The organism is Streptomyces sp. NBC_01446, assembly GCF_026340095.1.
GTDB classification, from domain to species: Bacteria; Actinomycetota; Actinomycetes; order Streptomycetales; family Streptomycetaceae; genus Streptomyces; species Streptomyces aureus.
Genome location: NZ_JAPEPO010000002.1, coordinates 263,921 through 288,553 on the forward strand (window position 1 = coordinate 263,921; position 24,633 = coordinate 288,553).

The window sequence follows — 24,633 nt, forward strand, 5'->3', positions numbered from 1 at the left end:
AACTGTTCGAGGCCGAGCAGCGCGCGCCCCAGTGCGCTCACCGTGAGGGACGCCGCGAGGCAACTCGGGCTCAAGCCATCGCACAGGATCGCTTCCGCCTCGTCCACCGCGCGCTCCCGTGATGCACGCTCCGGCCCGCTCGGCGCCTTTTCGACACTGGATGACCGGCATCGGTCAGCTCCCGGGACAAGTCCCGCAGCGAGGCAGTGGTCCAGCGCAGCGGGGACACCGGATCACCCACCTCACGCGGCTCGATCAACAACTCGGGAGCCGCCACCAGACCAGGGTCGCGTTCGGCAGCGCACTTGCGCCCGCCGCCCGGTCTGCGCACCCGACCCAACGCCTCTGCTCCGACCGCGAGTTCCTCACGCCCTCGTGCGACCGTCGACTCCGAGACCTCCGCCAGCCTGGCCACGGCCGCGATCCCGCCATGCCCCAGAGCCCCCGCCTCGGAAGCCAGATACAGACGGCGCTGCCGCTCGTCCAGATGCGGGAGCACCGTCGCGAACTTCGCATCCAGCACTGCCAGGACTTCATCCGGAGCCCTGGAGGGTGGAGAATCTCCTCCCTCCAGGGAGGGGAGCCTTCAAAACAGCCCAACTGCATGGCAGCACCGAGGTATCGGCCCGAATCCGGCAGTAGTTAAATTACGGGTCCTCACCAACTGGTCTCCGCCGCAAAGTACTTCGCGGCCCTCCGCAGGATCTCCCACTCGAGCTCGAGTTCCTTCATCCGCGCCCGCAGCTGCCGGTACTCCTTCTCCATCGCGGTGGCCTCCACCGCCCCGGGCCGGGCACCCTGCTCGGCATCCCGCACCCACTGTGCGGAGCGTCTCGTGGTTGACGCCCAGGTCCTTGGCCACCGACGCGTACGTCCCACCCGGGCTCGAGTGATACAGCGCGACGGCATCTGCCCGGAACTCAGGCGAGTACTTCCTCCCCCACTGCGTCGACCGCCGTGGGCGAGCGGCGCGATGTCGGGCTCGACACGGCCGACGGCGGTTCTGGTGCGGCGGCCGCCGCGCGGGCTTGACGTACGGTGCGGTCGGCGACGTGGGTGAGCCTGCCCGCGACCGCCAGGACGGCACCGAGCCAGCCTTTGGTGGGCAGCTCTGAGTCATCCGGCGACGTCGACCGGATGATGTCTTCGCGAGGATCGTGGCTCAGCATCGGGGAGTATGAGGCGGTTGTGTTCGACGGAAGGGGCTCATACGCGCATTGTGGTCACGTTGCAGTCTTGCCACGGCCTGGGCTGGCTTCAGCACGTCCGACTCGAGCCTGCGGGCGGCTTCGATGTGGTCGGCGGTCCATACGACGCGGATGGCGGTGGAGGACCATCGGCCTTCGCCGTCGTTGAGGTCTCGCTCCACGGCATGGATGAGCCGCGCTCCGGCTGCTGGATCCTGGTCGGCATGGTTAGGCACTTCCCCAAATCCGGACAGGGCGTTCGCTGTCTTCTCGTACCAGGCGGCAAGTGCGGTTCCGGCCTGATCGATCTCTGTGCGCGCCGCGGTCCTGTCGCCGGCGGGTGTTCCCCGGTCCCGACTCCACAGGTCGAGCACCGCGTCTGCGGTCAGGCGCAGCACGGCGACGGCTGTGATCAGTGCGGTGGCATCGGACAGCGGCACATGTTTCGTGCCGCGTTCGGCGAGGAATCCGCGGAAGGCGTCATCCAGTCGGCGGGCAGCCGCGGCCGCACGGGAGCGCTCGTCTTCTGGCACAGGGGTCGTGGGGATGAGCCTGTCGCAGCGTGTCACGCCGTATCCGATCGCGCTGCGCAGATATCGGATGCTTTCGGCGAAGGCCTCCGCTGTGGCCAGGCCGAGGGCTGATCCCGCGCCCCGGGGCCAGAACAGGAGTCCTATCAGCACGCTCACTGCGCAGCCGATGGTGACGTCCTCGATGCGCACCAGGCCGACCGTCCATCCAGTGGGCTCAAGGATGTTGAACAGGATGAGGATTGAGATCGTGAAGCCTGCTTGCCCGGCGGCGAACGAGATCGTCGCCGGTGCGAGTCCTGTGAACAGTACGGCGGCGGGGAGCACGGCCCACAGGACCGCGGTGTTCGTGCCGACGAAGTAGACCAGCGTGCCGCCAATGACGAGGCCGGCGGTGGTGCCCGCGATCGCGCGCAGGGAGCTCTGCCCTGTCAGGAGGGCGCTGGAACGCAGGACGGCCATAGTGCCGAAGGCGACCCAGAAGCTGTGTTGCACTCCGGCTAGATCGGCTACGAGCACGGCCAGCCCGAGGGAGATCGCTCCTCGCACGCTGTTGTGGAGCCACACGGAGTGGCGCTCGGCGTGTGACTTGGCGCGCTCCTGGGCTGAGGCCAGGGTGGAGCGCACACGTTCGGGGTGCTGGCCGGTAAGCCGCTGCCACAGGGTGCGTTGACGGGCCTGGACGACAAGCCCGATGTTGGCCGCGATGGCGGAGACTGCGAAGCTCATCTCCTGGGCGCGGAAGCTTGGTTCGAGCGAGCTGACGAACTGGCTCGCGGCGGCCCTGCGTTCAGCGTCTCCGCAGGCCGGGTCTGTGGCGGTGCTGTCGGTGTCCGTCAGTCGCGCCGACACGGTCGCGTGCTCCATCGCGGAGCGCGTCTGGGCGAGGCGTTTCGCGGCCGCGTCCAGCTCGTCGAGTGCCCGGTGGTCGGTCGCTGCCAGGAGTTCGGCACTGGTCTCAAGCAGGTCGGCGGCGGCTTCTTTGAGATCGCAGACCTCTGCGTCGGCGGGTCCTGTCTTCTCTGGGAGCGGTACTCGGTCGAGGATTGTCTCCAGCCAGAGGACCTCGTCGACGAGGCGGATGAGGATGCGGGTGGACGTTGTCAGTCCTGTTGGCCGGTAGGGCGTCGCGTAGAACGAGGTCTGTAGTGTTTTAACCGTTGTCTGGGCCGAGGGGACGATCGTCTCGAGTGCCGCCTTGTTCGCTGGTTCGAAGCCGCCGAGCATGCAGTCGACCTCGATCCTGAGCCGCGCCGCCATGGCGTTGCAGGCTTGTGCGGTGGCGTTCCTCAACGGCTCTCTCGTGGGTGTGGGCCACAGGAACCGAATGGCCGCAAGGGACGCGGCGCCGGCCATGGCCCAGCCAGCGAGCCTGTCTGGTATTGCCTGGACGGGGCCGGGCAGGGTTGCGGCCAGGATGAAGCTGATGAGCAGAGCTGTGGTGGCGGTGGCGAGCGTGGAGCTGACCGCGCCGAAGAACAGCAGGAGGAAGCTGACGAGGGCTGTTGCCAGTGTGGCGAGCCATGTCTCTTGCGATGTGAGTGTGCCGAGGGAGATCAGTGTCGCGCCGGCCGCGATCAAAGCGGTCTGTGCGATGAGCCGCTCCCGCATGGGGCCGCTGAACTCGACGAACAGCAGCATGGCGATCGAGCCGAAGGCTGCGAAGAGAGGCGTGGTGGCGTCGTCGGTGATCGCTGTGGTGATCGCGAAAAGACCCGGCGCGACGACGGCAGCTCTGGCGGACCTGCGGAGCGCGGTGAAGCCCGCGTCTCGTTGCTGCAGGAACTGCATGATTTTCACGACGGGCGCCTCCCAGGGCGAGAACGGAGTGCCGGCGCTGAGGGGTTCTGGCCGGTGGGGTGGAACGGAGGGCCGGCACTGAGGGGTTCTGGCCGGTGGGGTGGAACGGAGGGGCGGGCAGATGGCGGCAAGAGCGTGGGCTGTGCGTGCGCCTGCTTGCACCGCACGCACAGCCGTGTGTGCGGCAGCGCGGTCATCCGTTCGGGATCGATGTCTGCTCCGCAGCTGCCGCAGACACCGAATGTGCCCTCACGGAGGTTCGCGAGCGTTACGAGCTTCTGCTCTCTCAGGCGTTGCGCGTTTTCGGCCTCGGCGAGCGTTCTTCCGACCGCTTCGTCGGCGGCACTGGCGTCAGCCGCGTCCAGGGCGCAGTCCGCGCGGAGGTCCAGGGCTTGCCTCTCCTTTGCCGCGATCTCTTCGGCAAGGGTCTCCACCTCACGGATGAGTCTCGCGACGAGCTCGTCATGCTGCCCTTGTACGGGTCCGTCATGGAGGGTGGGGGGAGGGTCTTCTTCGGCGCTCGTCATGTACTGCCTCCTCTGCCGCCTGCTTGACCGGGCTGGCTGTTGATCAGCTGGACAGAAGGCCTGCTGGTCTCAAGGCAGGCAGCCCAGGCCTGGCGGTAGGCCGTGTAGTCGCCGTGGCGGCACTCCGAGCAGGGCCGGTGCCCGGCGGCCAGCGCCACCGCCTCGCAGCGGAAGAACAGCCACGTCAGCCGACCGGGCACCCACTGGGGCTCATACCGGTCGTTGAACTCGAGGGCGCAGATGACCCAGCCCTTTCCGCGGCACGGGCGCACGACATCCGTCCCCGTGTGCAGGGGTCCGCGGTTGCCCCTCCAGGCTACGCGCAGGCTGGTGGCCACAATATCTCCGCCGGGCGTGACCCGGTTTCCGTACGGCATGGTGCATTCTTCTCTCCCGTGTTCCGATTGCGCCCCCGGCCCGTGCGACACCTCTGTTCGGCGGAGCCGCACCGTACGGGACAGCTGAGGGTGTCGGAGGGCTTCCAGGGGTCAGCCCCCGCTCAGATGCCGGTGGCAGGCTTCACCGCTGCGCATCGCGTCTACTGGGCGATGCTGTCGTGCTGTGCGGTCTGCAGGTGCAACGGCTTTCCGGTCAGCGCGAGACTTGCCTCGCCGAGCGCTTCGCCCTGGGTCGGGTAGGCGTGGATGAAGCCTGCGACGTCCTGGGGAAGCGCCTCCCAGTTGTAGATGAGCTGCGCTTCCCCGATCTGCTCGCTCATCCGGTCGCCGATCATGTGTATGCCGACGACCGCTCCGTCCTTCCTCCGGACGACCTTGGCGTGGCCCTCTGTCTGCAGCGTCCGGCTGCGGGCGTTGTTCGCGAGGTCGTAGACGACGGAGTCGATGTTCCCGGTGCCGTAGGCCTGATTGGCCTTGGCCTCCGTCAGACCGACCGACGCGATCTCGGGGCGGGAGAACGTGACCCGCGGGACCCCGTCGTAGTCGATGGCCACGGGCGTCTTCCCCGCCAAGCGGTCGGCGACGAGGATTCCTTCGGCGAAGCCGACGTGCGCGAGCTGCAGGGTTGGGACCAAGTCTCCGATGGCGGAGACAGTGGGCACGTTGGTGCGCATGTACTCGTCGACCAGCACGTGCCCTCGCTGCATGGCGATACCAGCCTCCTCGTAGCCCAAGCCCTGGGAAACAGGGCCTCGTCCGACGGCCACCAACAGCAGGTCCGCTTCGAGTACGGTGCCGTCCGCCAGGCGGACGCGGATGCCGTCGCGTGTGTACTCGCTGCCAGCGAAGGACACTCCGAGGTGGAGGCCAATCCCCCGGCTCAGGAACTCTGCCGCCAGTCGACTGGAGATGTCCTCGTCCTCGGCGGGCACGAGACGGGGCAGGGCCTCGACGACCGCGACCTTGGCCCCGAAGGACGCCCACGCAGAAGCGAACTCGACCCCGATCACGCCACCACCGAGCACGATCATCGACTTGGGGACGCGGTCAAGGTTGAGGGCGTGGTCCGACGAGATCACCCGATGGCCGTCGATCTCCAGTCCGGGCAGGGATCTCGGCACAGATCCTGTGGCGAGCACGATATGACGGCCCGTGAGCCGACGGTCGCCGACGTCGACGGAGGTTGCCGACGACAGCCGGCCTTCTCCTTCCACGTAGGTAATGCCGCGTGCGGCGACGAGGCCGGTGAGCCCGTTGCAGAGGCCTGAGACGACCTTGTTTTTGTACGCGTGCAGGGCGTCCATATCGATGCCTTGGAAGGATGCACGCACTCCCACGTCGCCGGCCTGGCGTGCTTGGTCGGCCAGTTCTGCCGCATGCAGGATGGCCTTAGTGGGGATGCAGCCGTTGTGCAGGCAGGTTCCCCCGAGCTTGTAGCGCTCGACCAGGGCGACGGTGAGTCCGAGCTGCGCCCCGCGTAGCGCGGCGGCGTACCCGGCGCTGCCGGCTCCGAAGACGACGATGTCGTAGAGATCTTCGCTGTGGCTCATGGCGTTGCTCCTTCGCGGTGTGCCGAGCAGCTGCCGGGGTGCCGAGCCGGGCGTCTGGTGGCGGCCACACGTCTCGGTGGGCGCTACTGGTTGCGGGAGGGGGGGTCTTGTCAGCCGGCAGGGACCATCATAGAGGACCAAACAGTCCCGTAGATGTGATGCACGACAGTGAGCGCGTACCGTTCGAACGTTCCACTAGAGTGAGGGCGCAGCCCGCGAGAGCGGCCAGGAGAGCAGCTTCACCTGCTCCAACCCACTGGCTGGAGCTGGGTGGCCGGGGAGCGGCATAACTTCGACTCATCCCGTCGGCGGGTCTTTCGCGCCGCGAGGACGCTAGCCGGAGAAGATGGTCGGGTTCGTGCGGTTTCAGGACCTATCGGTCCTTTATTTAGCACTTCCGGTGCGATGCGCCGTCGGCCCGGGCACACTGCTTGCGGGGCGCGGTCTCCGCTGGTTGCTGAGGCGCCTCGCAGACAGGCAGCGACTGCCGCTCCGCTGCCCACCCCCGCGAGGGCATACGTCAGCTCACGGTGTACGTCTTCACGTGACCGAGGGCCATGTCCATGGCGATACGCATCGGTTCGACATCACGCGTCATCTGCGCGAGCAGGTAACTTCCCTGAAGGGCGGACATTACGGCCACGGCAAGCTTTGCCGCGTCGGCCTCCTTCTTGAGCTCGCCGTTCTCCTGCATGCGGCGCAGGCCAGCGGCGATCAGTTCCTCCCACTCGCCGAACTTCTCGGCGAGCAGGTCTCGCGCAGCAGAGTCTTGAGCAGCGCGGGCTCCGACCAGCGAACCAAGGGCGCACCCGTAGGCACCATCCTTGAGGGAATTGAGTCGAATGATCGACTCGCTCCAGCGTTCCAGGGCCCGAAAGGAGCTCATCCGCTCCAGGTGCAGCCGGTCGCGCTCGAGAATTTGCTGGGCACGCAGCTCAATTACACCGTGCACAAGCTCGTCCTTGTCTGCGAAGTGGCGGTACAGCTGGGACTTGCTGGTCCCGCTCACCGCTCGCACGTCGTCCAAGGTGACCGAGTTGACGCCCTTAACGTAAAAGAGGTCTGCAGCGGCTTGGACGATGCGATCGCGTGTCACAGCTCCGCGAGGCGTCAGGCGCCTCTTCGACGGAGCAACATCATCTTCGGCCATGAGGCCGACTTTACTATGCGGGGCTGCCATCGTGGCTTCCGGAGAGAGGGCCTGCATCCCTCTGGTTCCGGCATCTACTGCAAGCGACGATCCTTCGCTCTCGGCTCGCGCTGACGCCTCGCGGAGCATCAGCCCCACGGCGCCCTCGCCTAATTGTCCGCTCGTGATCGTCATTCTCTGCCTCCTTCTGGGGGATTCGAGATCGAGGGAGTAGCACCTTCGTCCATCCCACCCCGCCGCATCGTGTGGGTCATCTGACTGCTGGCCGTCGGGCTTCGGCCGCGAGCCGGAGACGCGTCAGGCCTTACTGTCTTGCTACGCCACCTGGGCTCGAGCTCCGCTCTCGCCGCTCGTCCAGTCGATTACAAATGGACTCTATAGTCCCATTGTAGGGTCTGTACGTCATGCCAAATCGGTCGCGGGTAAATTTACGGGACCAAACCGTCCGTCACATCATGAGTACTGCACTTGAGGGTGCGTAGACACCGTCAGCCGACGGTCGGGCGGTCGGAATCTTTCGCTGCATGAGATGAGCGCTTTGCAGTCCCCGACAGCGACGATGCCGCACCCAGGTGCTCGTCGAGCGGGCAGGCGCACCGGAGGACTCGGCGGCGGACACGCTGCGCTTCCAGACGTCTGAACAACTCGGACCTACCCAGCGGAGGAGCGGCGCAATGAGCTGTCATTCGCGGGTGCCGGGCGCAGGTACCCCCGCCCGGCCGCTTCGTCCGCGAGTGGCCTGTCGGCTGGACCGCTGCTCCATGCCCAAGTCGACGCCCTTTTCGAGCTCCCGGTGCCTCAACAGGTCGTGAGGCCAGTCGAGATCGAGCTGCTCACGACCGCCACGTGCATGGTTCCTGAGGAAGGAGGGAGCCAAGGCGACATCGGCGAAATTTTGCCGCAGCACCGGACAGGTGCGCGAGCTGCCCGGGCAGATCTGCTTGCGCCACCTCGGTTGGGACGATGTTGATCGTCTCAGCTGCGAGCCTCGTCAGTGGTGTGGGATCCGCGGTCGACTACTTCATGAAACTCGGGGTGGCCCTCAACGAAGCGGTCCACGACCGGGCACCAGTTGGTGACGGTCGCACCCTTGTTTTTGAGATCGGAGAGCGCTACTCGGATCAACGCGGTCCCCAGGCCCCGGCCGCGACGGCCCTCTTGGACGAACGTGTGCGTCAAGCTGTAGTGATTGCCCTTGCTCTCGTAAGCGAGCAACCCTGCGTACTCGCCGTTCTCTTGAACCTCGTAGTACCGGCTTCCGTCGTCCCGGAAGACGGCGATCGAGTCGCTCGCGTCTGCCCACAGCTTCTCGGCCATTGTTGTTCCTGTATCTGTACGGGCTCCGTCCGGACGACGGGGCCACTCCGATCGACAGTAAATGGACTGTATCGTCCTCATGGAGGTATCGCGATATCCGCGCACCGCATTCCCGTTCTCTGCCGCCGAGGCGGTCGATGCGCCGGCTCACCCAGTCGCTGACTCTTCAGTGATCTGCAGGTCGCTTCTTGGCAAGAGGGCCTGGGCCGCCGGTGTGCGCCATCGCTGGGATAGAGGACGGTGGAGCCACGCACGGCGCGCATCATGGCGAGATCTTCGACGCCCATCTGAGACGGGCCGTCGGCGCCGATTTCCACGCCGCTGTGGGTGCCGCACAGCGCCATCGTGATGTCGGAAACCGCGGCAATACGAATGAAGTCGTGGGCCCGGGTGAGGAAGGCGGCGAACGTGGTGGCGTAGCGCAGGTGGCGCGTCATGAGGACGGCCATCAGGTCCGCCACGGAGAGGCTGGACGTGGGGTGCCCCGAGCCTGCCGAGGTGCTGGCGCGCACGGAGTCGACACTCAGCTGCTGGGCCAGCTCGAAGGCTCGGGAGAGGTCGCTGTCAGGGCCGAGCGTGGTGGCCTGGGCTGCGGACACGGAGAGGTTCCTTTCGGTCACGGGGCGGCGAGCCGTCGTCGATGCAGCAGGTGGAATGCCTGCGGATGCCCGGCGCGGGTTGCGGTCAGCCGATACTTGGCGAAGGCGGCAACCAGAACCGGCCCCAGCCGGTGGGCTAGTTCCCAGCGGAACTTGTAGCCCGAGGTTCCGTGCGTGTCATCGCCGCAGTCCAGGTTGAACTGCAGGGACGCCGAACGTCGCATCATGATCCGGCCCCAGGGGCCCCCGCGGTCGAAGAACGCCTCCATGGCCCGGTAGCGCGGCTGGTCGAGCAGTCGTGGCGGCTCTCTGTAAGGGTCGAGTCCGCGGCCCAGCAGCGCGACACCTGCGTCGGAGGTCGCTTCGCGCAGTCGATCGAGATCGGCGGCCAGTGCCTCCACGCACTCGGCGAGTGTGCGGCAGGGCTGGGAGCTGAGCTCGATCTGCCCGCCGGGCTCTCGTGTGACCTTGCTGCCTCCCGGGAGCGCGTTCGAGGCCTGCAGGCTTTCGCAAATCTGAGACGTACAGTCGGCAGGTATGTGCTGTCGCGCATCCCGGGGATCGACTATCAACCACTCCATTTCCACGCCCACTTGTGCGGACGGCTTTCTGTTGAAGCCCGCTTCGTAGACGTGTGCCTCTGCTTCGTCCTCCCCAAGGGACATGCGTGAACCACCTTTGTTGGGTAAGGACGGACGTCACAGGGTCGACATCCAAACTGGCTGGAGCCGTGGCGGCCTTTTGCGCGCACGGGTGTTGACGGCCGATCGGCCGTTTGTCTTCTCGTGCCGGTGCCGGCTGTTTATGTGGGGATGTCGAGGTCGCCCTTGCGGAGGCGGTAGACCTGGAGGCGAAGGTTGTAGTACTTCTCTGTCTCTCCGACCCACTCCATCCCCACGCGTTTCGCCGTGGAGCATCCCCGTGCGTTCTTGCGGCGCACAACGGCGAAAACCTCATCGGCGGCGCCTGAGCTGAAGGCGTAGTGGGCGAGGGCGTGGCCGGCTTCTGACGCCAGGCCCATGCCCCAGGCCTGCGGCGCGAGTTGCCAGCCGACTTCCAGATCCTCGCCGTAGGGCGGCAGCGGGAGCAAAACGGCGCCTCCGATCACGTCTCCGCTCTCGCGGAGTTCGATCGCCCAGCGGCCGGCCGGGTACTGCAGGGCGTCGCAGTTCGCCTTCCAGCAGCTGAGGAGCGACTTCATCTGCGCCGCGGTGGGGACGGTGTTCATTGCCGGCGCCAGCCATCGTGTGACTTCGTCGGAACCGTAAACCGCCAGTGCGGCAGCCGCATCGTCGAGGTGCCATTTCCTCAGCCGCAAGCGGGGCGTGAGGATCTGATTGCTCTCGATCGTGACTTCTGCCGATTGGGTCATCGTGGTTCACCGCCTGTTTCAGCGTGCAATCAGTACGGCCATCTGGTGGGGCAATCGCCTCTCAGACGTTCACCGTGAACGACAGAGTGGGGGGAACCGCTTGGAGCGCGCGCAAGGTTGAACGGCTTGAATCATGAGTGCTTGACCCGATGTTCGAGTCGGAAGTCCTCCACCGACGCCGTCAGCTCGTGCCGTCCGGTGCTCGCGCGGTTTCCGATCTCGCATCGTGGCCTGTGCTTTTCCTCGTGGCGTGACAGGCGTCGCCTGGGGCCCCGGGTCTTCGCGCCTAGGATCATGGTGTGCCGAGAGAAGCCGCCCGTTGCATGGCATTCAGCGTGCCAAACAGAAAGAGGACTGTCAAGTCCTTTTTTTGACTACGCGAGACATCATCCCCGCTCACAGGGGCTTGGCAAAGATCGGACGGCACCTTGGACTGGCGGCGCCCGCTGCACGATCGAGGTATGCCGGAGATCTTCTACTGCACGCCGCGCTCGTCGAGGCGCCGTCCTCGGCCGGACAAACAGCGCAGCGAGGGAGCCTCGTCGACCCACGCCTCGGTGTCCGAGTCGGGTCCGCAGGAGTACGGGCACATCGATCCCCGACGCGCCAGTGATGCGCCCGTACGCGCCTTCCGGCACATAGTGCGGGCTCCACGCCCCGACCAGGTCTGCCGTGTGCTGCCCGAACTGCCGTGGATTGACGGCCGCCACGACAGCGGTGCGCATGCGGAGGAAGCCGCCGCCGGCAGGCTGTGCCGGTGCTCCTTGCGGTCCAGCCGGTAGAGCACTGGCGATACCTGACCGGCGAGCCCGATCAAGTGTCGCCAGCGGCCCGGAAGCTCGGCTGCCCGGCATCGCCGCGATCAGCAGTTCGATGCCGGGGTCGGGTACGAAAGGCGCTCAGTCTCCGATAGGCCGCCGACAGAGGTCCTCGTTCATGCCGCGGAGGATGACGGGCGGCGAGCTCCGCGCTGCCGCTCGCCGGGAGGGGCGCGGCGCAGATCGTCGTCACTGATAAGCGTGGGAATTCATCTTCGTAATTCATTCCGCGCCGCCGCCCCCTTCCGCCATCAGCAAATCAAGAGGACCATATAGTCCTAGAAGGGCGACTCTTGAAAGTCGTCGTCAGCGACTGGACTCGATCGTGCCCACAGCGGACCGTTGCATCCTGGCAGGACAGCTATGCAGACGTCAGCGTGACGGGAAGCCGGGCTGGAGTAGGGCGTCACCTGCTGCGGCGTCGTATCCAGCGAGAAGCGGAGATGGTCCACGATGGCAGATGAAACACGTGCACCAGCCGAGAACAGGCCCCGCGGGTCCGATCTACCGACGGGCGGGAAGCCTTCCGCTGACGCGTCCGGGAGCGCGCCGGCCGTCCATGCCGCCCCCTCCAGCTCCTCCAGGAACGCGGTGATCGACCGTAGTAATATCGACCACATGTCCGTAGATGCTGCCCTTTCACAGGAGCGACGCCTGACTGCGCGCGGTGCCGTCACCCGAAACCGCATTGTTCAGGCCGCTGCCGAACTCTTCTATGTGCGGGGCGTCAACTCGGTCACGCTCGACGATGTGCGAGCGACAAGCGGGACGAGCAAATCCCAGCTTTACCGTCACTTTGCGGACAAAGACCAGCTCGTCCACGGCGTCATCGATCTGCGAGCCGATCAAATCCTGAATCGTGATCGCCAACTGCTGGAACGGATGAATTCCATTCGTGCGCTTGAGCGATGGGCCGACACGATTATCCACCTCAACTCCCTGCAGAACGGGGCCTACGGGTGCGCGCTCGGCTCACTCGTCAGCGCGCGAGCCGCGCAGGATCCCACGTCGAGGGGCAAGTTGGCGGAGACGTTCGCGGAGTGGGAGCAGTTCATTTCGGCGGGCCTGCGGCGCATGCAGGAAAACGGGACGTTGCGCGAGGAAGCAGACCCTGACCAGCTCGCCACCGCCGTCATGGCCGCCCTCCAGGGTGGCTATCTGCTGGCCCAGACCGCTCAGGACGTCGAACCGATGCGCGTCTCCATGCAGATGGCCCTGGACCACGTGCGTTCGTACGTCGTGGACTGAACCGGGCCCTCAGCCCGGTTCACCGCCGCGCACGGCGGTGAAGAGCCGCCTGCGGGCTGTCTGCTGCAGGCTGACTCGAAGCCGCGCCGTCTTGACGGCGGCAGTCAGGCTCTCGATGTCGTATGCGCCCTCGTGCCGCCGTCCGTTGATGAAGAAGGCCGGCGTTCCCGATACGCCGCTTCGGTCCGCGGACTCCACGTCCTCCGCGATGCGTGCCGCGCCGGCCGGGCTGCTCAGGCCGGTGTGGAAGCGGTCTATGTCGAGACCGATCTCCTCGGCGTGCCGGATAACGTCGTCGATCGCCAGGGCGCCTTGGTGAGCGAGCAGGGCGTCGTGCATCCCCCAGAACGCTCCCTGATCGCCGGCGGCCTGCGCGGCCTCGGCGGCGAGCTGGGCATGGGGGTGCACATCGGTGAGTGGGAGATGCCGCCAGACGTAGCGGACGTCGCCTGCGTGGGCGAGAAGATCTCTCATCACCGGCTCTGCCCGACCGCAGTAGGGGCACTCGAAGTCGCCGAACTCGACCACGGTGACGGGAGCGTCAACGGGACCGCGGACATGGTCGCGCCGGTCGTCGACCGGGGGAACCAGGTCCACGATGGATTCCGCGCTTCCCAGCAGAGACCGGATGCGGGCCTGTTCCGGGAGGAGGTCCAGGGTCCAGGCGATCAGCCACGTCGTGACGACGGAGAGGACGACCGCGCTGAGAACGCCGATCTTCGCCTGAGTGAGGTCCCGCCCGGAGAAGGCGAGGGTCGAGATCAGGAGCGAGACCGTGAAACCGACCCCGGTGATCGCCCCGCCCGCCGCGAGGGCGCCCCACCCGACAGCGAGGCGCAGGCTCCCGCCGCGGAGCCGGGACATGAGCCAGGACGTCCCGATCACGCCCGCCGGTTTGCCCAGGACATAGGCGGCGATGATGCCCAGTGTGATGGGCGAGGTGAACGCTGTGCTCACTTCGTCCGTGCTGATGATCAGGCCTGAGTTGGCCAGGGCGAACAGTGGGACGATCCCGTAGCTGGTCCACGGGTGATACAGGCGCTGCAACCGGGCGTTCGGCGAGATAGCCGACGCGACGCCGATGCGCGCATCGCGTGCGAGCTCGGGCGTGGGCTGCTCACGGAAGGCCTGGAAGAGCCCGCTGGCCCGCTCCAGGTCGTCCCGATTCGCCGGGTAGGCGGACGTGAGGAGCCCCAAGGCGAGCCCCACAATGACGGGTTCGACGCCGGATTTGCGCAGCATGAGCCACGCGGCTGCGGCTACTGCAACGAAGACCGGACGCTTGGCGCCGGTGCGGTGCAGGGCGAGCATGCCGGTGAAGCAGGCGAGGGCGGGCCACAGGTAGGACTGCTCGATGTGTCCGCTGTAGACCACGGCGATGACAGCGAGGGCGACGAAGTCGTCGACTACGGAGATGGTCAAGATGAAGATTCTCAGGCCTGCCGGCAGCCGTTTCCCGATAAGCGCCAGCATGCCGAGGGCGAACGCGGTGTCGGTCGACATGGCAACGCCCCATCCATGCGCCGACGCGTGCCCGGCGTTGCAGGCCACATAGACCAGGACGGGGACAGCCATGCCGGCGAGGCCGACGACCGCGGGGAGGGTGGCTCGCCTGCGCTCGCGCAGCTCGCCCATGTCGAATTCCCGGCGTGCCTCGAGGCCCACGACGAAGAAGAACAGCGTCATCAGGCCGCTGTTCACCCATTCCCGCAGATCGAGAGACAGTCCGTGAGCGCCGAAGCTCATGGCGAGCTCGGTGTGCCAGAAGCCTTCGTAGCTGCTGCGCGCTGCGTTCGCCCAGGCCAGCGCCGCGACGGCGGCCGCGAGGAGCACGGATGCGCTCCCGGTCTCCGTACGCAGGAAATCGCGGAGCGGCGTGTGCATGCCGACACTGCGGACTGTTCGGGCCGTCCCGTGCGGCAGCGCGGCCGACGTCCTCTCCACTGTCCGGCTGCGGTGGGCGTGATGATCGCGATGGCGAGGAGGATTCATGAGATGCGGTAGCCGTCGGATCAGCTCGAGGTGTCAGCCACCCAGATGCCTGGGTGCTTCACGTCGACCAGGTTGATGTATTCGGGATGCTCGTGGATGAACTTGTCGACGGCCGGGCAGTAATTTGAAGCCGTATTTCCGTGGATGCACAGAGAGTCCAAGATGTTCCGAATGAAGACTTTGGACAAACCTTGCCCTCGGAACGCTTCGTAGATGACGGTGTGCATGAGGACGCGCCGATTTCCGATCACTCGGTAGCCCATATGTCCGGCCGCCTGGCCCGCCACGGAAATCTCGTAGCGGCGCTCTTCCGTGTTGTCGCTGACCGTCACAGCCGATTCTGTATCCGAAAACAGTACGTCAGACATCTCACACCCTCCGGCGTGCTGCGAGCCTCGTTGCGGGAAAGCTGGCCAAAAGGTGCTCGGCGGCCACTCTGGCGGGGTGCAGCCTCCGAACCGATCGCCGGAAGGCAGGCGTTCGCATTGGTCACCCTAGTTTGACTGGACGAATTAGTCCAGTAACAGCCGCTCACGCACTACCCCGCCTGACGTACGCGACCCCTGAGGTCCGCGCCAGACCACCTCCCACACCGCTCGCTAGCAGGCATGTCGCTCCGGCTATGGCCCGCCCGACCCCGGTCGAGCCCGTCCACACGCCCTTCCGCGCCCGGTGCGAGGTGCTGCCGGGCCGGCCCGGCAGCCATTTGGCGCATGCAGGCCCGAAGCATCGACACTTCCGATCAAGTGGACCATTAGGTCCACTTGTGGTTAAGTCAAAGTCGACCCTCCCTGCCGCAAGCGCGCCGCCACACCCGTAGGAGCCACAATGGCCACTCCCCCCGTGCCGGAACTGAAGACCAGCCCGGGCACGTCGGCGGGCCAGAGCAGCTCTCGGGACCGGCTGCGTCGTCCACGGCGGGTGAGAATGGCCGCCGCCGTCCGTTCTGCCGCTGTCGCCTTCGACGGCACGCCGCCGGTGGCCCGCCGCCTGGGCTGCTCCCCCGAAGAGCTCGAGCAGTCAGTGCGGGATGCGACTGGACTGGGTGTGGCCGAGCTTGTCCTGGAGGAACGGACACGCACTGCCGAAACGCTCTTGAATGCCACGGCCCTGCCGTCGACGCAGATCGCTCAGCTCGCCGGGTTCCGTGGCGTCGGCGAGATGCTCGAGGCCTTGAATCGGGCTGAAGGGCGCCGCGGCGCCAAGCCGCAGGGTGGAAGCCACCCGGACCGCATCGAACTCACCGTCTGCCTGCCCTACACCGCACCCCTGAACTTCGACGAGATCCTGGCGTACCTGCGCATGCGGCAACTCAACGCCATCGAGAGAGTCGACGCCAGCAGTTACACCCGCGCCTTCGCCTCCGGACACGGGTCAGCCCTGATCACCCTGTCCATGGCGAGCACTCGCATCGGCTGCCGGATTCAGGCAGACGACGAGCGAGACCTCCACGACGTCATCCTGCGGGCGCGTCGCGTGCTCGACCTCGACGTCGACCCGGTCGCCATCGACACCCTGCTGAGCACCGATGCGTCACTCGCGCCGCTGGTCGCCCAACGTCCGGGGCTGCGGTCCCCAGGAGCGGTCGACGGGTTCGAGGTCGCCGTGCGGGGCATCATCGGGCAGCAGATCTCAGTGGCCGCGGCGCGCAGACGGCTGAACCGCATCGTCACGGAGCATGGATCTGTCCTGCCGGGAAGCGACCTCCGTCTCTTCCCGACACCGGAGCAGTTCGCCGCCATCGCCCCGGTCGCGCTGTCGCTGCCGCCCTCGCGGGCCAAGTCGCTGCACGTTCTCGCGGAAGCCTGCGCGGAAGGCCGTGTCACCCTCGACCCGGCCGCGGACCGGAGCACGGAGCGTGCCACCCTCCTCTCCCTGTACGGCATCGGCCCGTGGACTGAGCAGTACATCGCCATGCGCGCCATGGGCGATCGCGACATTCTGCTGGCCACCGATCTCGGAGTCGTCAAGTCTGCGGAGCGGCACGGCGTCAGCCTGGCAGAGGGCCGCGAGGACCTCGCACCATGGCGCTCATACGTCTCGAATCACCTGTGGGCTGCGGACCACTGACCGGCCCCCTCTGCAGCTCAGCGAATCACCTCGGCCGGCACGGCTTTGCGGTCGATGGCGCTGCTATCGCCAGGAGCGCCTCGCAGAGCGGTGCTTCAAGAGTTCTCGACTGCTTCTGTGGAATCGCTGCTAGGCCTCGCCCGCGCGGTCGGCTGGTGCCGAGTGCACCAAGCACGGCGTGTGCTTGCCCTCCCGGAGTCCAGCACCGGCACTTTTTGACCGTGAAACTGCACCGGCCGCGCAGGCTTGCCGCGCTGAAACCGATGAGATGAACCAACCGTTTCACCAGGTACTCCGGCCCGGTCTGATTTGCGGGCGCTCCGCGCCCGTGTTGCCGCGGCGATGCTCCGCATCGCCATCACCGGATGCGATTCTTCCCGGGGGTGAATCCCCGGGGTTCCTCGCAAGAGCACGCTGAAAAGTGGACCAGTAGCGACGCTTGGCGGTTCTAACGCTTGTCGCAACAGATGCCAGCGACGGCGATCGCCGAGACGATCGGCCGGGACCGGGGCCTGACCGTGCTCAAGCACCGCATCCGGGATCTGCGGCCGGCCTATCGGCCTGTGGATCCGGCCTCGCGGACGGTCTATGAACCAGGGCGGCTTCAAGTTCCGTGGTTGTGCTGGTTGTTGCTGTGAGGGGTGGGTAGCGGTGCAGGCACGGGCTTCGTGATCATTAGGGTGTCTACGCCTCGTGATCATGAGAAGGTCCCGTGCCTGCTGTTGCATCCTCCCCGATCCCTGCCGTACTTGTGAAGCTGGGTCCGCTGGAACCCGGCCAGGTCGCTGATCTGCGCCCCTACTTCGACTCCATCCCCGACCCGCGCTCGCGGCGGGGCCGGTGGTACTCGCTGACGGCGATCTTGATGGTGTGTGCCTGTGCGGTCGTCTCGGGCGCCAGGAGCATCGACGAGCTCGCCGAATGGGGCGCCCGGGCCTCGGGTGGGCTGCTGGCCGCCCTCGGTGTACGCCGCCATCCACTGCGGTGGCGGCGTACACCGTCGCCGGCGACGATCGGGCGGGTGCTGATCGCCGTCGACGGCGATGCCCTGGACGCCGCGGTGGGCGCCTACCTCACCGACCGGCACCGCACCGTCGTGTCCACCGCGCACCGGCGGGCCATCGCGGTGGACGGCAAGACGCTCAAGGGCTCAGCGCGTTTGGACGTGACCCGCCGTCACCTGCTGTCGGCGGTCAGCCACACCACCGTCGTGACACTCGCGCAGGCCGAGGTCGGCGCGAAGACCAACGAAACCACGCACTTTAAGCCGCTGCTGGCACCGCTGGACCTGGCCGGCACTCTCGTCACCTTCGATGCGCTGCACTCGGTCAAGGCGAAAATCACCTGGCTGGTCGAGACGAAGAAGGCCCACTACATCGCCGTGATCAAGACCAACCAGCCCACCGCCCACAGCCAGCTCGCCACGCTGCCGTGGCGTGACATCGCCGTCCAGCACACCCACTCCGAGGTCGGGCACGGCCGGCGCGAGTCCCGTTCGATCAAGACCTGCGGCATCGCGGACGAACTCGGTGGCATCGCCTTTCCGCACGCGAAGCTCGCCATCCGCGTCCACCGCCGGCGCCGGCCGACCGGCAGCCGCGAGAGTCGCGAGAGCGTCTACGCCGTGACCAGCCTCGAAGCCCACCAGACCAGCCCCGCGGACCTCGCCGCCGCGATTCGCGGGCACTGGGGAGTGGAAAACTCCAGCCACCACATCAGAGACGTCACCTTCGCCGAGGACGCCTCCACCGTCCACACCGGGGCCGCACCCCGAGCCATGGCCACCTTCCGCAACCTGGCCATCGGCGTGCTGAAGACCCTCGGCGCCGAGAACATCGCCAAAACCACCCGGGCGATCCGCGACGAACCACGACGGGCACTCCCGATCCTGGGCATCATCAACAACCAGGACACCCACGGAACTTGATCAAGCCCTGTCTATGAACCGGGCGAGAACAGGAGCAGTGCCGCTGAATATGCACGTCATGAATCCGCGCCTGCCTTCTTGACGGTGCAGCCCGGGCAGGCGTGAGGTGACGCCGTACCCACAAAAGGTCGGTCCGGGTGCCCGGCTACTCAGGGGCGCGTCAGGAAAGGATCCGCACGAGTGCGGAGAGTGCCTGAGGCCACGCAGCGTCGGAGGGCACCCCGTATCCAACGACGAGGGCATCGGCCATGGCGCTCAGGGACCGGTCATGGCGGTATCGGGACAGGCCAGCCACTTTGAGGCCCTGCCGGGCTGCCGACTGAAGGACCCGCTGCTCGGTCCCGGGCGGCAAACCGAGCACGGTGTGAAGGCCAGCCGCTGTCCCGATGACGCGCACCTTTGGGGCGTGCTGGAGCAGGGCTGTGACGAGAGCGTCTCGTCGATCGCGGTAGCGCCGACGGGCAGCACGTACGTGATGGTCGTAGGCGCCGGAGGTGATGAATTCCGCCATCGTCAGCTGGCTGACTACCTCGCACGAGTCGATCTGCCCCTTGGCCGCCACGGCTTCCTCAGCGAGCGTGGGAGGCAGCGCCATCCAGGCCAGCCGCAGGCCAGGAGCAAGGGTCTGGCTGGCGGTACCCAGGTAGACCACGCAGTCGGGGTCGAGTCCTTGGAGCGCCCCGACAGACTGGCGGTCGAACCGGAACTCACCGTCGTAGTCATCCTCCAGGACCAGCCCGCCGGTCCGTCTGGCCCATTCCACGACGGCCGTCCGGCGATCGCGCTGCAATGCCGTGCCCACGGGGAACTGGTGAGCCGGTGTGAGTAGGACCGCATCGGTGCCGACGGGCGGCACCGGGTCGGTCCCGTGGGTGTCCAAGGGAAGCGGGAGGGTCTTCAGCCCAGCAGCCGCCAGCAGGCCCCAGTACCTGTCTAGGCCGTAGGACTCGACGGCGACGTTCCTCGCCCCCCGCCCGGCCAGGACTCCGCTCAGGATCTGCAGGCCGTGGGAGACGCCGGCGCAGATCAGTATGTGCTCCGGACTTACGTGCACGCCCCGGGCTCGAGCGAGATGGTCTGCGAGTGCGGCCCGTAGTTCCGGCCGACCGCGTGGGTCGCCATAGCCGAGCGCGTCGTCGGGGGCCGCGGCCAGGGCGCGGCGTGTGGCCCTCAGCCAGGCTGCACGAGGAAAAGCGGCTAGGTCGGGGCTACCTGGGATCAGGTCGTGGCAAAAGTCCCCGGATGGATCGGCGGCCGAGCGCGCCAAGATCGGTCGAGTGATCATCCTGTCTGCCACGAGTGTGCCTGAGCCTCTGCGGGCGGTAAGCCATCCCTCGGCGACGAGGTCGGCATAGGCGTCGGCCACGGTGTTGCGGGCAAGGCCGAGGTCGGTGGCGAGCTGACGGGAGGAGGGCAGCCGTGTCCCTGGGGCCAGGTGGCCGGTGCGGACAGCTTCGCGCACGGCTTCGGCCAGCTTACGGCGTACACCTCGGCCAGCTCGTATCAAATCAGGGGTGATACCCGAAGCAGCCCAGAATTCCGACATGGTGTGAACAGTACTGGCGAACGGCGGCGGGTGTAAGCGCCGCTGCGGAGCGGCCCAACTCTCCACGAAGGGTGTCGATCCCCTATAGATGAGCTGTAGATCAAAGCTGCAATACTATTTGCGGAGAAGCAACGTGCTGATCGGCCCTGCGCTAACCCGCGCTTGCCAGGTGCATCAGTTTCAACGAAAGCTAGCGTGAGGCTGGGCCTGAACTTTGTGCCCGGACAGGAATTCGGAGGACATCGTGAGCAATGCCAACTCTACGGCGCAAGAGAATGCTCAAGTGGCGCTTTTCGAGGCCATCGCGTCTCAAGCACGACAGCAGGAAGGGCACAAGGATCATGGAGCGGTCGCAGCATCCTTGAAGGACCTGGCAGAGGCGTTTGCCTGGGCTGCGAACCAGCACGAGAGCCCGAGCGATCAGTGAAGGTTGCCAGCACTTGAACGGCCGATCTCTCGCGCTGAGCATGGCGCGGAGCAATGCCCGTCACATCTGTTCGAACGAAGGAGACGTGATGTCTGAAGGCCCTGGCGACGATGAGTGGGGAGAGCCAACTCCAGATGCGGTCCTCCACACCGGCACGGAACAGTTGCCCGACCCGGAAGATGTAGTACTGGCATCTGGTCACGACATCACACCGGAAAGGCTTGAACAGGCACGCCGCCTTCTCGACGAAGAGGGCGCTGCCGGTGTAGAAAAGTTGCTCCCTTGAAAGAGCACCGCTGCAACGTCCGGGAGCGGCCAGGCTGCTCCCGGCCTGCACCGCGTAAGGAGCAGTCTCCGTGTCGGCAGGGCGAGTTCCCGCGTGGTCGGACCGCGCGAACGGCGCTAGGAGATCTTTAAGGGTGTGGGTTATGTGGGGTCGTGACGGATGTCGTGGTCTGCGCTATGCCGGAGGGATGAGGTATCCCGATGGCGGAGGGCTGACGGCTCAGGAGCGGGTTCGGCGTGAGCAGGTCCGGTTGGCGGCCGCTGATCTGATCGAGGCGGGCGCCAGTGACCGGGAGGTGGCCCGGCAGTTCAGGGTGACCCGTATGTCGGCGAACCGCTGGCGGCGGGCGTTGGCCACGGGTGGTCGGCAGGCCCTGGTCTCCAAGGTTCAACTAGGCATCACCCTGCACAGTGCGTCCAGTGCGCCCGCCCACGCGCTGTCCGAGGGCGCCGCGTAGTTGACCACCAGGCCGTCCCGTTCGGGCAACTGCCACCCACAGTCCGCCACTTCGTAGCGGAACTGCGTCAACCCCCTGATCGCCAGACCTTGCCGGGCCGCGGCCTGGACCACCGAACTCTCAGTTCCACGAGGGAGGTCGAGGACCGTCTGCAGTCCTGCCGCTATGCCGGCCACACGAATGCCGGGAGCCCTCTGGCGCAGGACCGCGACCAGCTGCTCGCGGCGGCGCCGGTAGCGCAGCCGCATCGAGCGCACATGACGGTCGTACGCGCCCGAGGCGATGAATTCCGCGAGCGTCAGCTGCTCCAGGGCGCTCGTCATGTAGTCGCCGTGCCCTTTGGCCGTCACGATCTCCGGGATGAGTTCCTCCGGGAGCACCATCCATCCGAGCCGTACCCCCGGCGCCAGGGACTTACTTGCGGAACCGAAGTACACCACCCTCTGCGGATCGAGGCCCTGCAGGGCACCCACCGGCTGGCGGTCGTACCGGAACTCCCCGTCGTAGTCGTCCTCCAGGATCAGGCCGCCGGTGGCACGTGCCCAGTCGACGGCCGCCGCGCGCCGCTCCGGGCTGAGCGCGACCCCCGTCGGGAACTGGTGCGCCGGGGTCAGCAGCACCGCGCCCACTCCGCGCAGTCGCGCCAGGTCGTCGATGCGTGCGCCATGTTCGTCGACGTAGAGGGGCTGGGTGTGCAGACCGGCGTTCGTCAGCAGGTCGCGATGCAGATCGAAACCGTAGGCCTCGACGGCCACCGCCCCCACCCGCCGCACCCTGAGCGCCTGGGCCATCAGCGCCAGGCCGTGGTGGAAACCGGAACAGATGACGATCCGCTCCGGCCCGGCATATACCCCGCGGGCCCGCGTCAGGTAGTCCGCGAGTGCTGTACGCAGCTCCATGCGACCGCGGGCGTCTCCGTAGCCCAAGGCGCTGTGCGGCCCGGCGGTCAGAGCCCGGCGGGCCGCGGTGAGCCACTGCGTGCGCGGAAAGTTCGCGAGGTCCGGTACACCCGTCAGCAGGCCGTACCCGGGAAGGTGCTCGTCCGGCCTCGTGCGGGGAGCGTCGGGCGCGGCCCTGTGCGGCTCGACCCGGGTGGCCACCCGGGTCCCGGAGCCCTGCCGGGCGGTTAGCCAGCCTTCGGCGATCAGCTCGGCGTAGGACTCGACCACGGTGTTGCGGGAGACGCCGAGATCCGCGGCAAGTGAGCGGGAGGCCGGCAGCCGGCAGCCGGGCACCAGACGCCCGGTGCGCACGGCCTCCCGCAAGGCGTCCGTGAGCCCTGCGCGCAGCCCGGGCCCGCGCAGCTCCAGATGGAGGTCGGCACCGAACGTGGGGGGAGGATCGGGCGCGGAATTGGTCCGGGAATCTCTCACGTAAATGGACCATACTCCCGCACCACTGAGACCGTAGCGTTGCGGGCATGACGACGAATCAAGCGCACGGGAGCACCGCACGTCTCCCGAACCCCTACGTCACGTGTCTGGACCTGGGATCCGCCGGCGCGGTCGTCACCACAGGCTGGGGACGGACCGTTCAGAAGACGGGAGAACGGGGCAAGGTTACCGGCCAGGTACTGGGACCTACCTCACCGACGGGCATCAGTTGATCTGGGAGTACCCGCGCCAGACAGCGACGGGCGAACAGACCCACCTCGTCGAGTCGATGGACATCGTCGACTGACTCATCGCGCGTCATCTCGTCTGTTGGGGCTGGGTCGGCTTTAAGAAGCTCCACGCCGCCGCCAACAACACCCCACCCACCGGTTGACCGCCGGAACCCTCGACGCGGTCCGCGCACCCAGCCGGCTAACCCCTCACCGGCTCAACGATCATTCAGGAAAGGGTCGACATGCCGGGCTCCGAACTCTATGAGAAATTCATGGCGCTGCACACCCGCGACGGTGGCCTCGTCATGCCGAACGCCTGGGACGGCCTCTCGGCACTGATGCTGGCCGATGCCGGCTTCGAGGCGATCGCGACATCGTCGGCGGCGCTCGCGGCCACGCTCGGCCGCCTCGACGGGCGTCATGAAGTCACCCTCGAAGAGCACCTCGAGCATGCACGGCTGCTCGGCCGACTCACCGGGCTGCCCGTCAACGGAGACTTCGAGGACGGTTACGGCGACACGCCTGAAGGCGTCGCCGCGACCGTTGAGGCCGCCGTGGAGTCTGGCCTCGCCGGTATCGGGGTCGAGGACACCTCGGGCAATCCCGATCAACCCATCCGCGGCTTCGACGAGGCAGTCAATCGCATACGTAGCGCCGTCGCCGCGGCCAAAGGGCGCATCGTCGTCACCGGCCGCACCGACAACTTCATCCAGGGACGGCCCGATCTCGAGGACACCATCCGGCGTCTGACGGCCTTCGCCGACGTCGGCGCCGATGTGCTCTACGCCCCATACCCACCCGACCTCGACGCACTCGTCGCGATCGTCACCGCGGTCGCGCCGACACCGGTGAACGTCCTCGTGTCACCGTCGGACAAGGTGCTGACCGTCGCCGAACTGCAGAAGGCCGGGGTCAAGCGCATCAGCTTGGGCCCATTGCTCTACACCCAAGCGATGGGCGCACTCGAACAAGCCACGAAGGCGCTCGTCGCGGGCGACCTCGCCTCGGCGACGACAGGTATGAGCTTCGACCGCGTCAGCGAACTGCTTGCCCGCGGCACGAAATAGCCCAAACCCTGCGAACCACCGCTCCTCACCCACTCATCGCAAGAAGAAGGCAGATTGACATGAATCTCGACAAGCTCATGAACAAGCACCTCACCAGGTATTTCGACCCCAGCAAGACCATTCCGGAGGAAACCCTTCAGCAGCTGCTGAGGTTCCTGCGCTCTACGCCGTCATCGGTGAACGTACAGCCCAACCACTTCTACGTCCTCGCCACGCCCGAAGGCAAAGAGCAGCTCGCCAACAACCTGGGCGAACGATTCCAGGACAACGCCGAGAAGATCCTGAACGCGTCGCACACCATCATCCTCACCACCCGGGCAGATCTGCCTGACAGCCACCTCGAGGCGGTGTTCACGAAGGAGAAGGCCGACGGCCGGTTCTCTGACCCGTCAAAGCAGGAGCTGTGGGAATCAATGACCCGAGACTTCCTCAACCTGCGCAACTACGGCTACAAGGACCTGAACCACTGGATGGAGAAGCAGACCTACATGGCGATGGGCCTGACCATGATGGCGGCCGCTGAGCTCGGCGTCGAGGCCACGCCGCTGGAGGGGTTCGACCCGACCAGTGTCGACAAGGCGTTCAAGATCCGCGAGAGCGGACACAGCACGACGGTGCTGCTGGCCCTCGGCTACCCCGACCCGGAGAGGGTGTACACCACCCCGATCTCGCGATTCGCCCCCGACCAGCTGTTCACCTTCATCTAAAAACCCACCCGGAAACCAAACCCACAACATGTGCGAGGAAGAGGACAATCTC

At 66.6% G+C, this 24,633-nt stretch carries 21 protein-coding genes and 4 pseudogenes; 10 read left to right on the top strand and 15 right to left on the bottom strand.

The features are described from left to right. Positions 1-151: 151 nt before the first annotated feature. From OG456_RS38645 to OG456_RS38685, 11 genes and pseudogenes are all read right to left on the bottom strand, one after another. Positions 152-523, bottom strand: a pseudogene (locus tag OG456_RS38645) (ISAzo13 family transposase); the annotation flags it as partial. A gap of 134 nt (positions 524-657) precedes the next feature. Continuing rightward, positions 658-816, bottom strand: coding sequence for a hypothetical protein (locus OG456_RS38650; protein WP_266569775.1), 159 nt, complete (start codon positions 814-816; stop codon positions 658-660). Positions 817-832: 16 nt separating this feature from the next. Next, a pseudogene (locus OG456_RS50900) lies at positions 833-1,120 on the bottom strand (transposase); the annotation flags it as partial. Between the two features lie 42 nt (positions 1,121-1,162). Then, positions 1,163-3,508 (bottom strand): FUSC family protein, encoded by a 2,346-nt coding sequence (locus OG456_RS38655; RefSeq protein WP_266570727.1) that lies wholly within the window; start codon positions 3,506-3,508, stop codon positions 1,163-1,165. Between the two features lie 5 nt (positions 3,509-3,513). Beyond that, positions 3,514-4,044, bottom strand: a complete 531-nt coding sequence (locus OG456_RS50905) for a TraR/DksA C4-type zinc finger protein (protein WP_353963596.1) — start codon at positions 4,042-4,044, stop codon at positions 3,514-3,516. Positions 4,045-4,582: 538 nt separating this feature from the next. Beyond that, the gene (lpdA, locus tag OG456_RS38660) at positions 4,583-5,992 is read right to left on the bottom strand and encodes a dihydrolipoyl dehydrogenase (protein ID WP_266569776.1); all 1,410 of its coding nucleotides are present in this window, start codon (positions 5,990-5,992) and stop codon (positions 4,583-4,585) included. A 520-nt stretch (positions 5,993-6,512) separates the two neighbouring features. Further along, on the bottom strand, positions 6,513-7,316 hold the full coding sequence (locus OG456_RS38665) for a TetR/AcrR family transcriptional regulator (RefSeq protein WP_266569777.1): 804 nt from the start codon (positions 7,314-7,316) through the stop codon (positions 6,513-6,515). A gap of 801 nt (positions 7,317-8,117) precedes the next feature. Beyond that, positions 8,118-8,459, bottom strand: coding sequence for a GNAT family N-acetyltransferase (locus OG456_RS38670; RefSeq protein WP_266569778.1), 342 nt, complete (start codon positions 8,457-8,459; stop codon positions 8,118-8,120). 221 nt (positions 8,460-8,680) lie between these two features. Further along, positions 8,681-8,878, bottom strand: a pseudogene (locus tag OG456_RS38675) (transketolase); the annotation flags it as partial. A 197-nt stretch (positions 8,879-9,075) separates the two neighbouring features. Continuing rightward, positions 9,076-9,723: a glutamate-cysteine ligase family protein gene (locus OG456_RS38680; protein WP_266569779.1), complete on the bottom strand. Its 648-nt coding sequence runs from the start codon at positions 9,721-9,723 to the stop codon at positions 9,076-9,078. Between the two features lie 137 nt (positions 9,724-9,860). Next, positions 9,861-10,430 carry a GNAT family N-acetyltransferase gene (locus OG456_RS38685; RefSeq protein WP_266569780.1) on the bottom strand — a complete coding sequence of 190 codons (570 nt, stop codon included), beginning with the start codon at positions 10,428-10,430 and terminating at the stop codon, positions 9,861-9,863. A gap of 461 nt (positions 10,431-10,891) precedes the next feature. On the opposite strand from OG456_RS38685, the gene OG456_RS38690 reads away from it, so the two are divergent. Together OG456_RS38690 and OG456_RS38695 are read left to right on the top strand one after the other, a co-directional pair. Next, positions 10,892-11,212, top strand: a complete 321-nt coding sequence (locus OG456_RS38690; protein WP_266569781.1) for a hypothetical protein — start codon at positions 10,892-10,894, stop codon at positions 11,210-11,212. Positions 11,213-11,839: 627 nt separating this feature from the next. Next, positions 11,840-12,496, top strand: coding sequence for a TetR/AcrR family transcriptional regulator (locus OG456_RS38695; RefSeq protein WP_266569782.1), 657 nt, complete (start codon positions 11,840-11,842; stop codon positions 12,494-12,496). Positions 12,497-12,505: 9 nt separating this feature from the next. Here OG456_RS38695 and OG456_RS38700 read toward each other — a convergent pair whose 3' ends face one another. After that, positions 12,506-14,380, bottom strand: a complete 1,875-nt coding sequence (locus OG456_RS38700) for a Na+/H+ antiporter NhaA (protein WP_266569783.1) — start codon at positions 14,378-14,380, stop codon at positions 12,506-12,508. A gap of 128 nt (positions 14,381-14,508) precedes the next feature. Beyond that, positions 14,509-14,856 carry a GNAT family N-acetyltransferase gene (locus OG456_RS38705; RefSeq protein ID WP_266569784.1) on the bottom strand — a complete coding sequence of 116 codons (348 nt, stop codon included), beginning with the start codon at positions 14,854-14,856 and terminating at the stop codon, positions 14,509-14,511. A 460-nt stretch (positions 14,857-15,316) separates the two neighbouring features. Between OG456_RS38705 and OG456_RS38710 the strand changes: the two genes are divergently transcribed. From OG456_RS38710 to OG456_RS38720, 3 genes and pseudogenes are all read left to right on the top strand, one after another. After that, positions 15,317-16,558, top strand: a complete 1,242-nt coding sequence (locus OG456_RS38710) for a DNA-3-methyladenine glycosylase (RefSeq protein WP_266569785.1) — start codon at positions 15,317-15,319, stop codon at positions 16,556-16,558. A gap of 467 nt (positions 16,559-17,025) precedes the next feature. After that, a pseudogene (locus OG456_RS38715) lies at positions 17,026-17,148 on the top strand (IS21 family transposase); the annotation flags it as partial. 122 nt (positions 17,149-17,270) lie between these two features. Beyond that, positions 17,271-18,485, top strand: coding sequence for an ISAs1 family transposase (locus OG456_RS38720; RefSeq protein ID WP_266569761.1), 1,215 nt, complete (start codon positions 17,271-17,273; stop codon positions 18,483-18,485). Between the two features lie 160 nt (positions 18,486-18,645). On the opposite strand, the gene OG456_RS38725 is transcribed toward OG456_RS38720, so the two are convergent. After that, positions 18,646-20,031 carry a PLP-dependent aminotransferase family protein gene (locus OG456_RS38725; protein WP_266570728.1) on the bottom strand — a complete coding sequence of 462 codons (1,386 nt, stop codon included), beginning with the start codon at positions 20,029-20,031 and terminating at the stop codon, positions 18,646-18,648. A gap of 244 nt (positions 20,032-20,275) precedes the next feature. Between OG456_RS38725 and OG456_RS38730 the strand changes: the two genes are divergently transcribed. The 3 genes from OG456_RS38730 (at position 20,276) to OG456_RS38740 (ending at position 21,201) form a co-directional block, all read left to right on the top strand. Next, complete coding sequence (locus OG456_RS38730) at positions 20,276-20,458, top strand: hypothetical protein (protein WP_266569786.1); 183 nt, start codon at positions 20,276-20,278, stop codon at positions 20,456-20,458. 88 nt (positions 20,459-20,546) lie between these two features. After that, complete coding sequence (locus OG456_RS38735) at positions 20,547-20,744, top strand: hypothetical protein (RefSeq protein ID WP_266569787.1); 198 nt, start codon at positions 20,547-20,549, stop codon at positions 20,742-20,744. A gap of 187 nt (positions 20,745-20,931) precedes the next feature. After that, positions 20,932-21,201: a helix-turn-helix domain-containing protein gene (locus tag OG456_RS38740; protein ID WP_266569788.1), complete on the top strand. Its 270-nt coding sequence runs from the start codon at positions 20,932-20,934 to the stop codon at positions 21,199-21,201. Here OG456_RS38740 and OG456_RS38745 read toward each other — a convergent pair. Next, complete coding sequence (locus tag OG456_RS38745) at positions 21,132-22,574, bottom strand: PLP-dependent aminotransferase family protein (RefSeq protein WP_266569789.1); 1,443 nt, start codon at positions 22,572-22,574, stop codon at positions 21,132-21,134. The two genes, OG456_RS38740 and OG456_RS38745, sit on opposite strands and share 70 nt — an antisense overlap. 475 nt (positions 22,575-23,049) lie before the next feature. Between OG456_RS38745 and OG456_RS38750 the strand changes: the two genes are divergently transcribed. Both OG456_RS38750 and OG456_RS38755 read left to right on the top strand, forming a co-directional pair. Beyond that, positions 23,050-23,874 (top strand): isocitrate lyase/phosphoenolpyruvate mutase family protein, encoded by an 825-nt coding sequence (locus OG456_RS38750; RefSeq protein ID WP_266569790.1) that lies wholly within the window; start codon positions 23,050-23,052, stop codon positions 23,872-23,874. 59 nt (positions 23,875-23,933) lie between these two features. Continuing rightward, positions 23,934-24,581 (top strand): nitroreductase family protein, encoded by a 648-nt coding sequence (locus OG456_RS38755; protein WP_266569791.1) that lies wholly within the window; start codon positions 23,934-23,936, stop codon positions 24,579-24,581. The last annotated feature ends 52 nt before the right edge of the window (positions 24,582-24,633 follow it).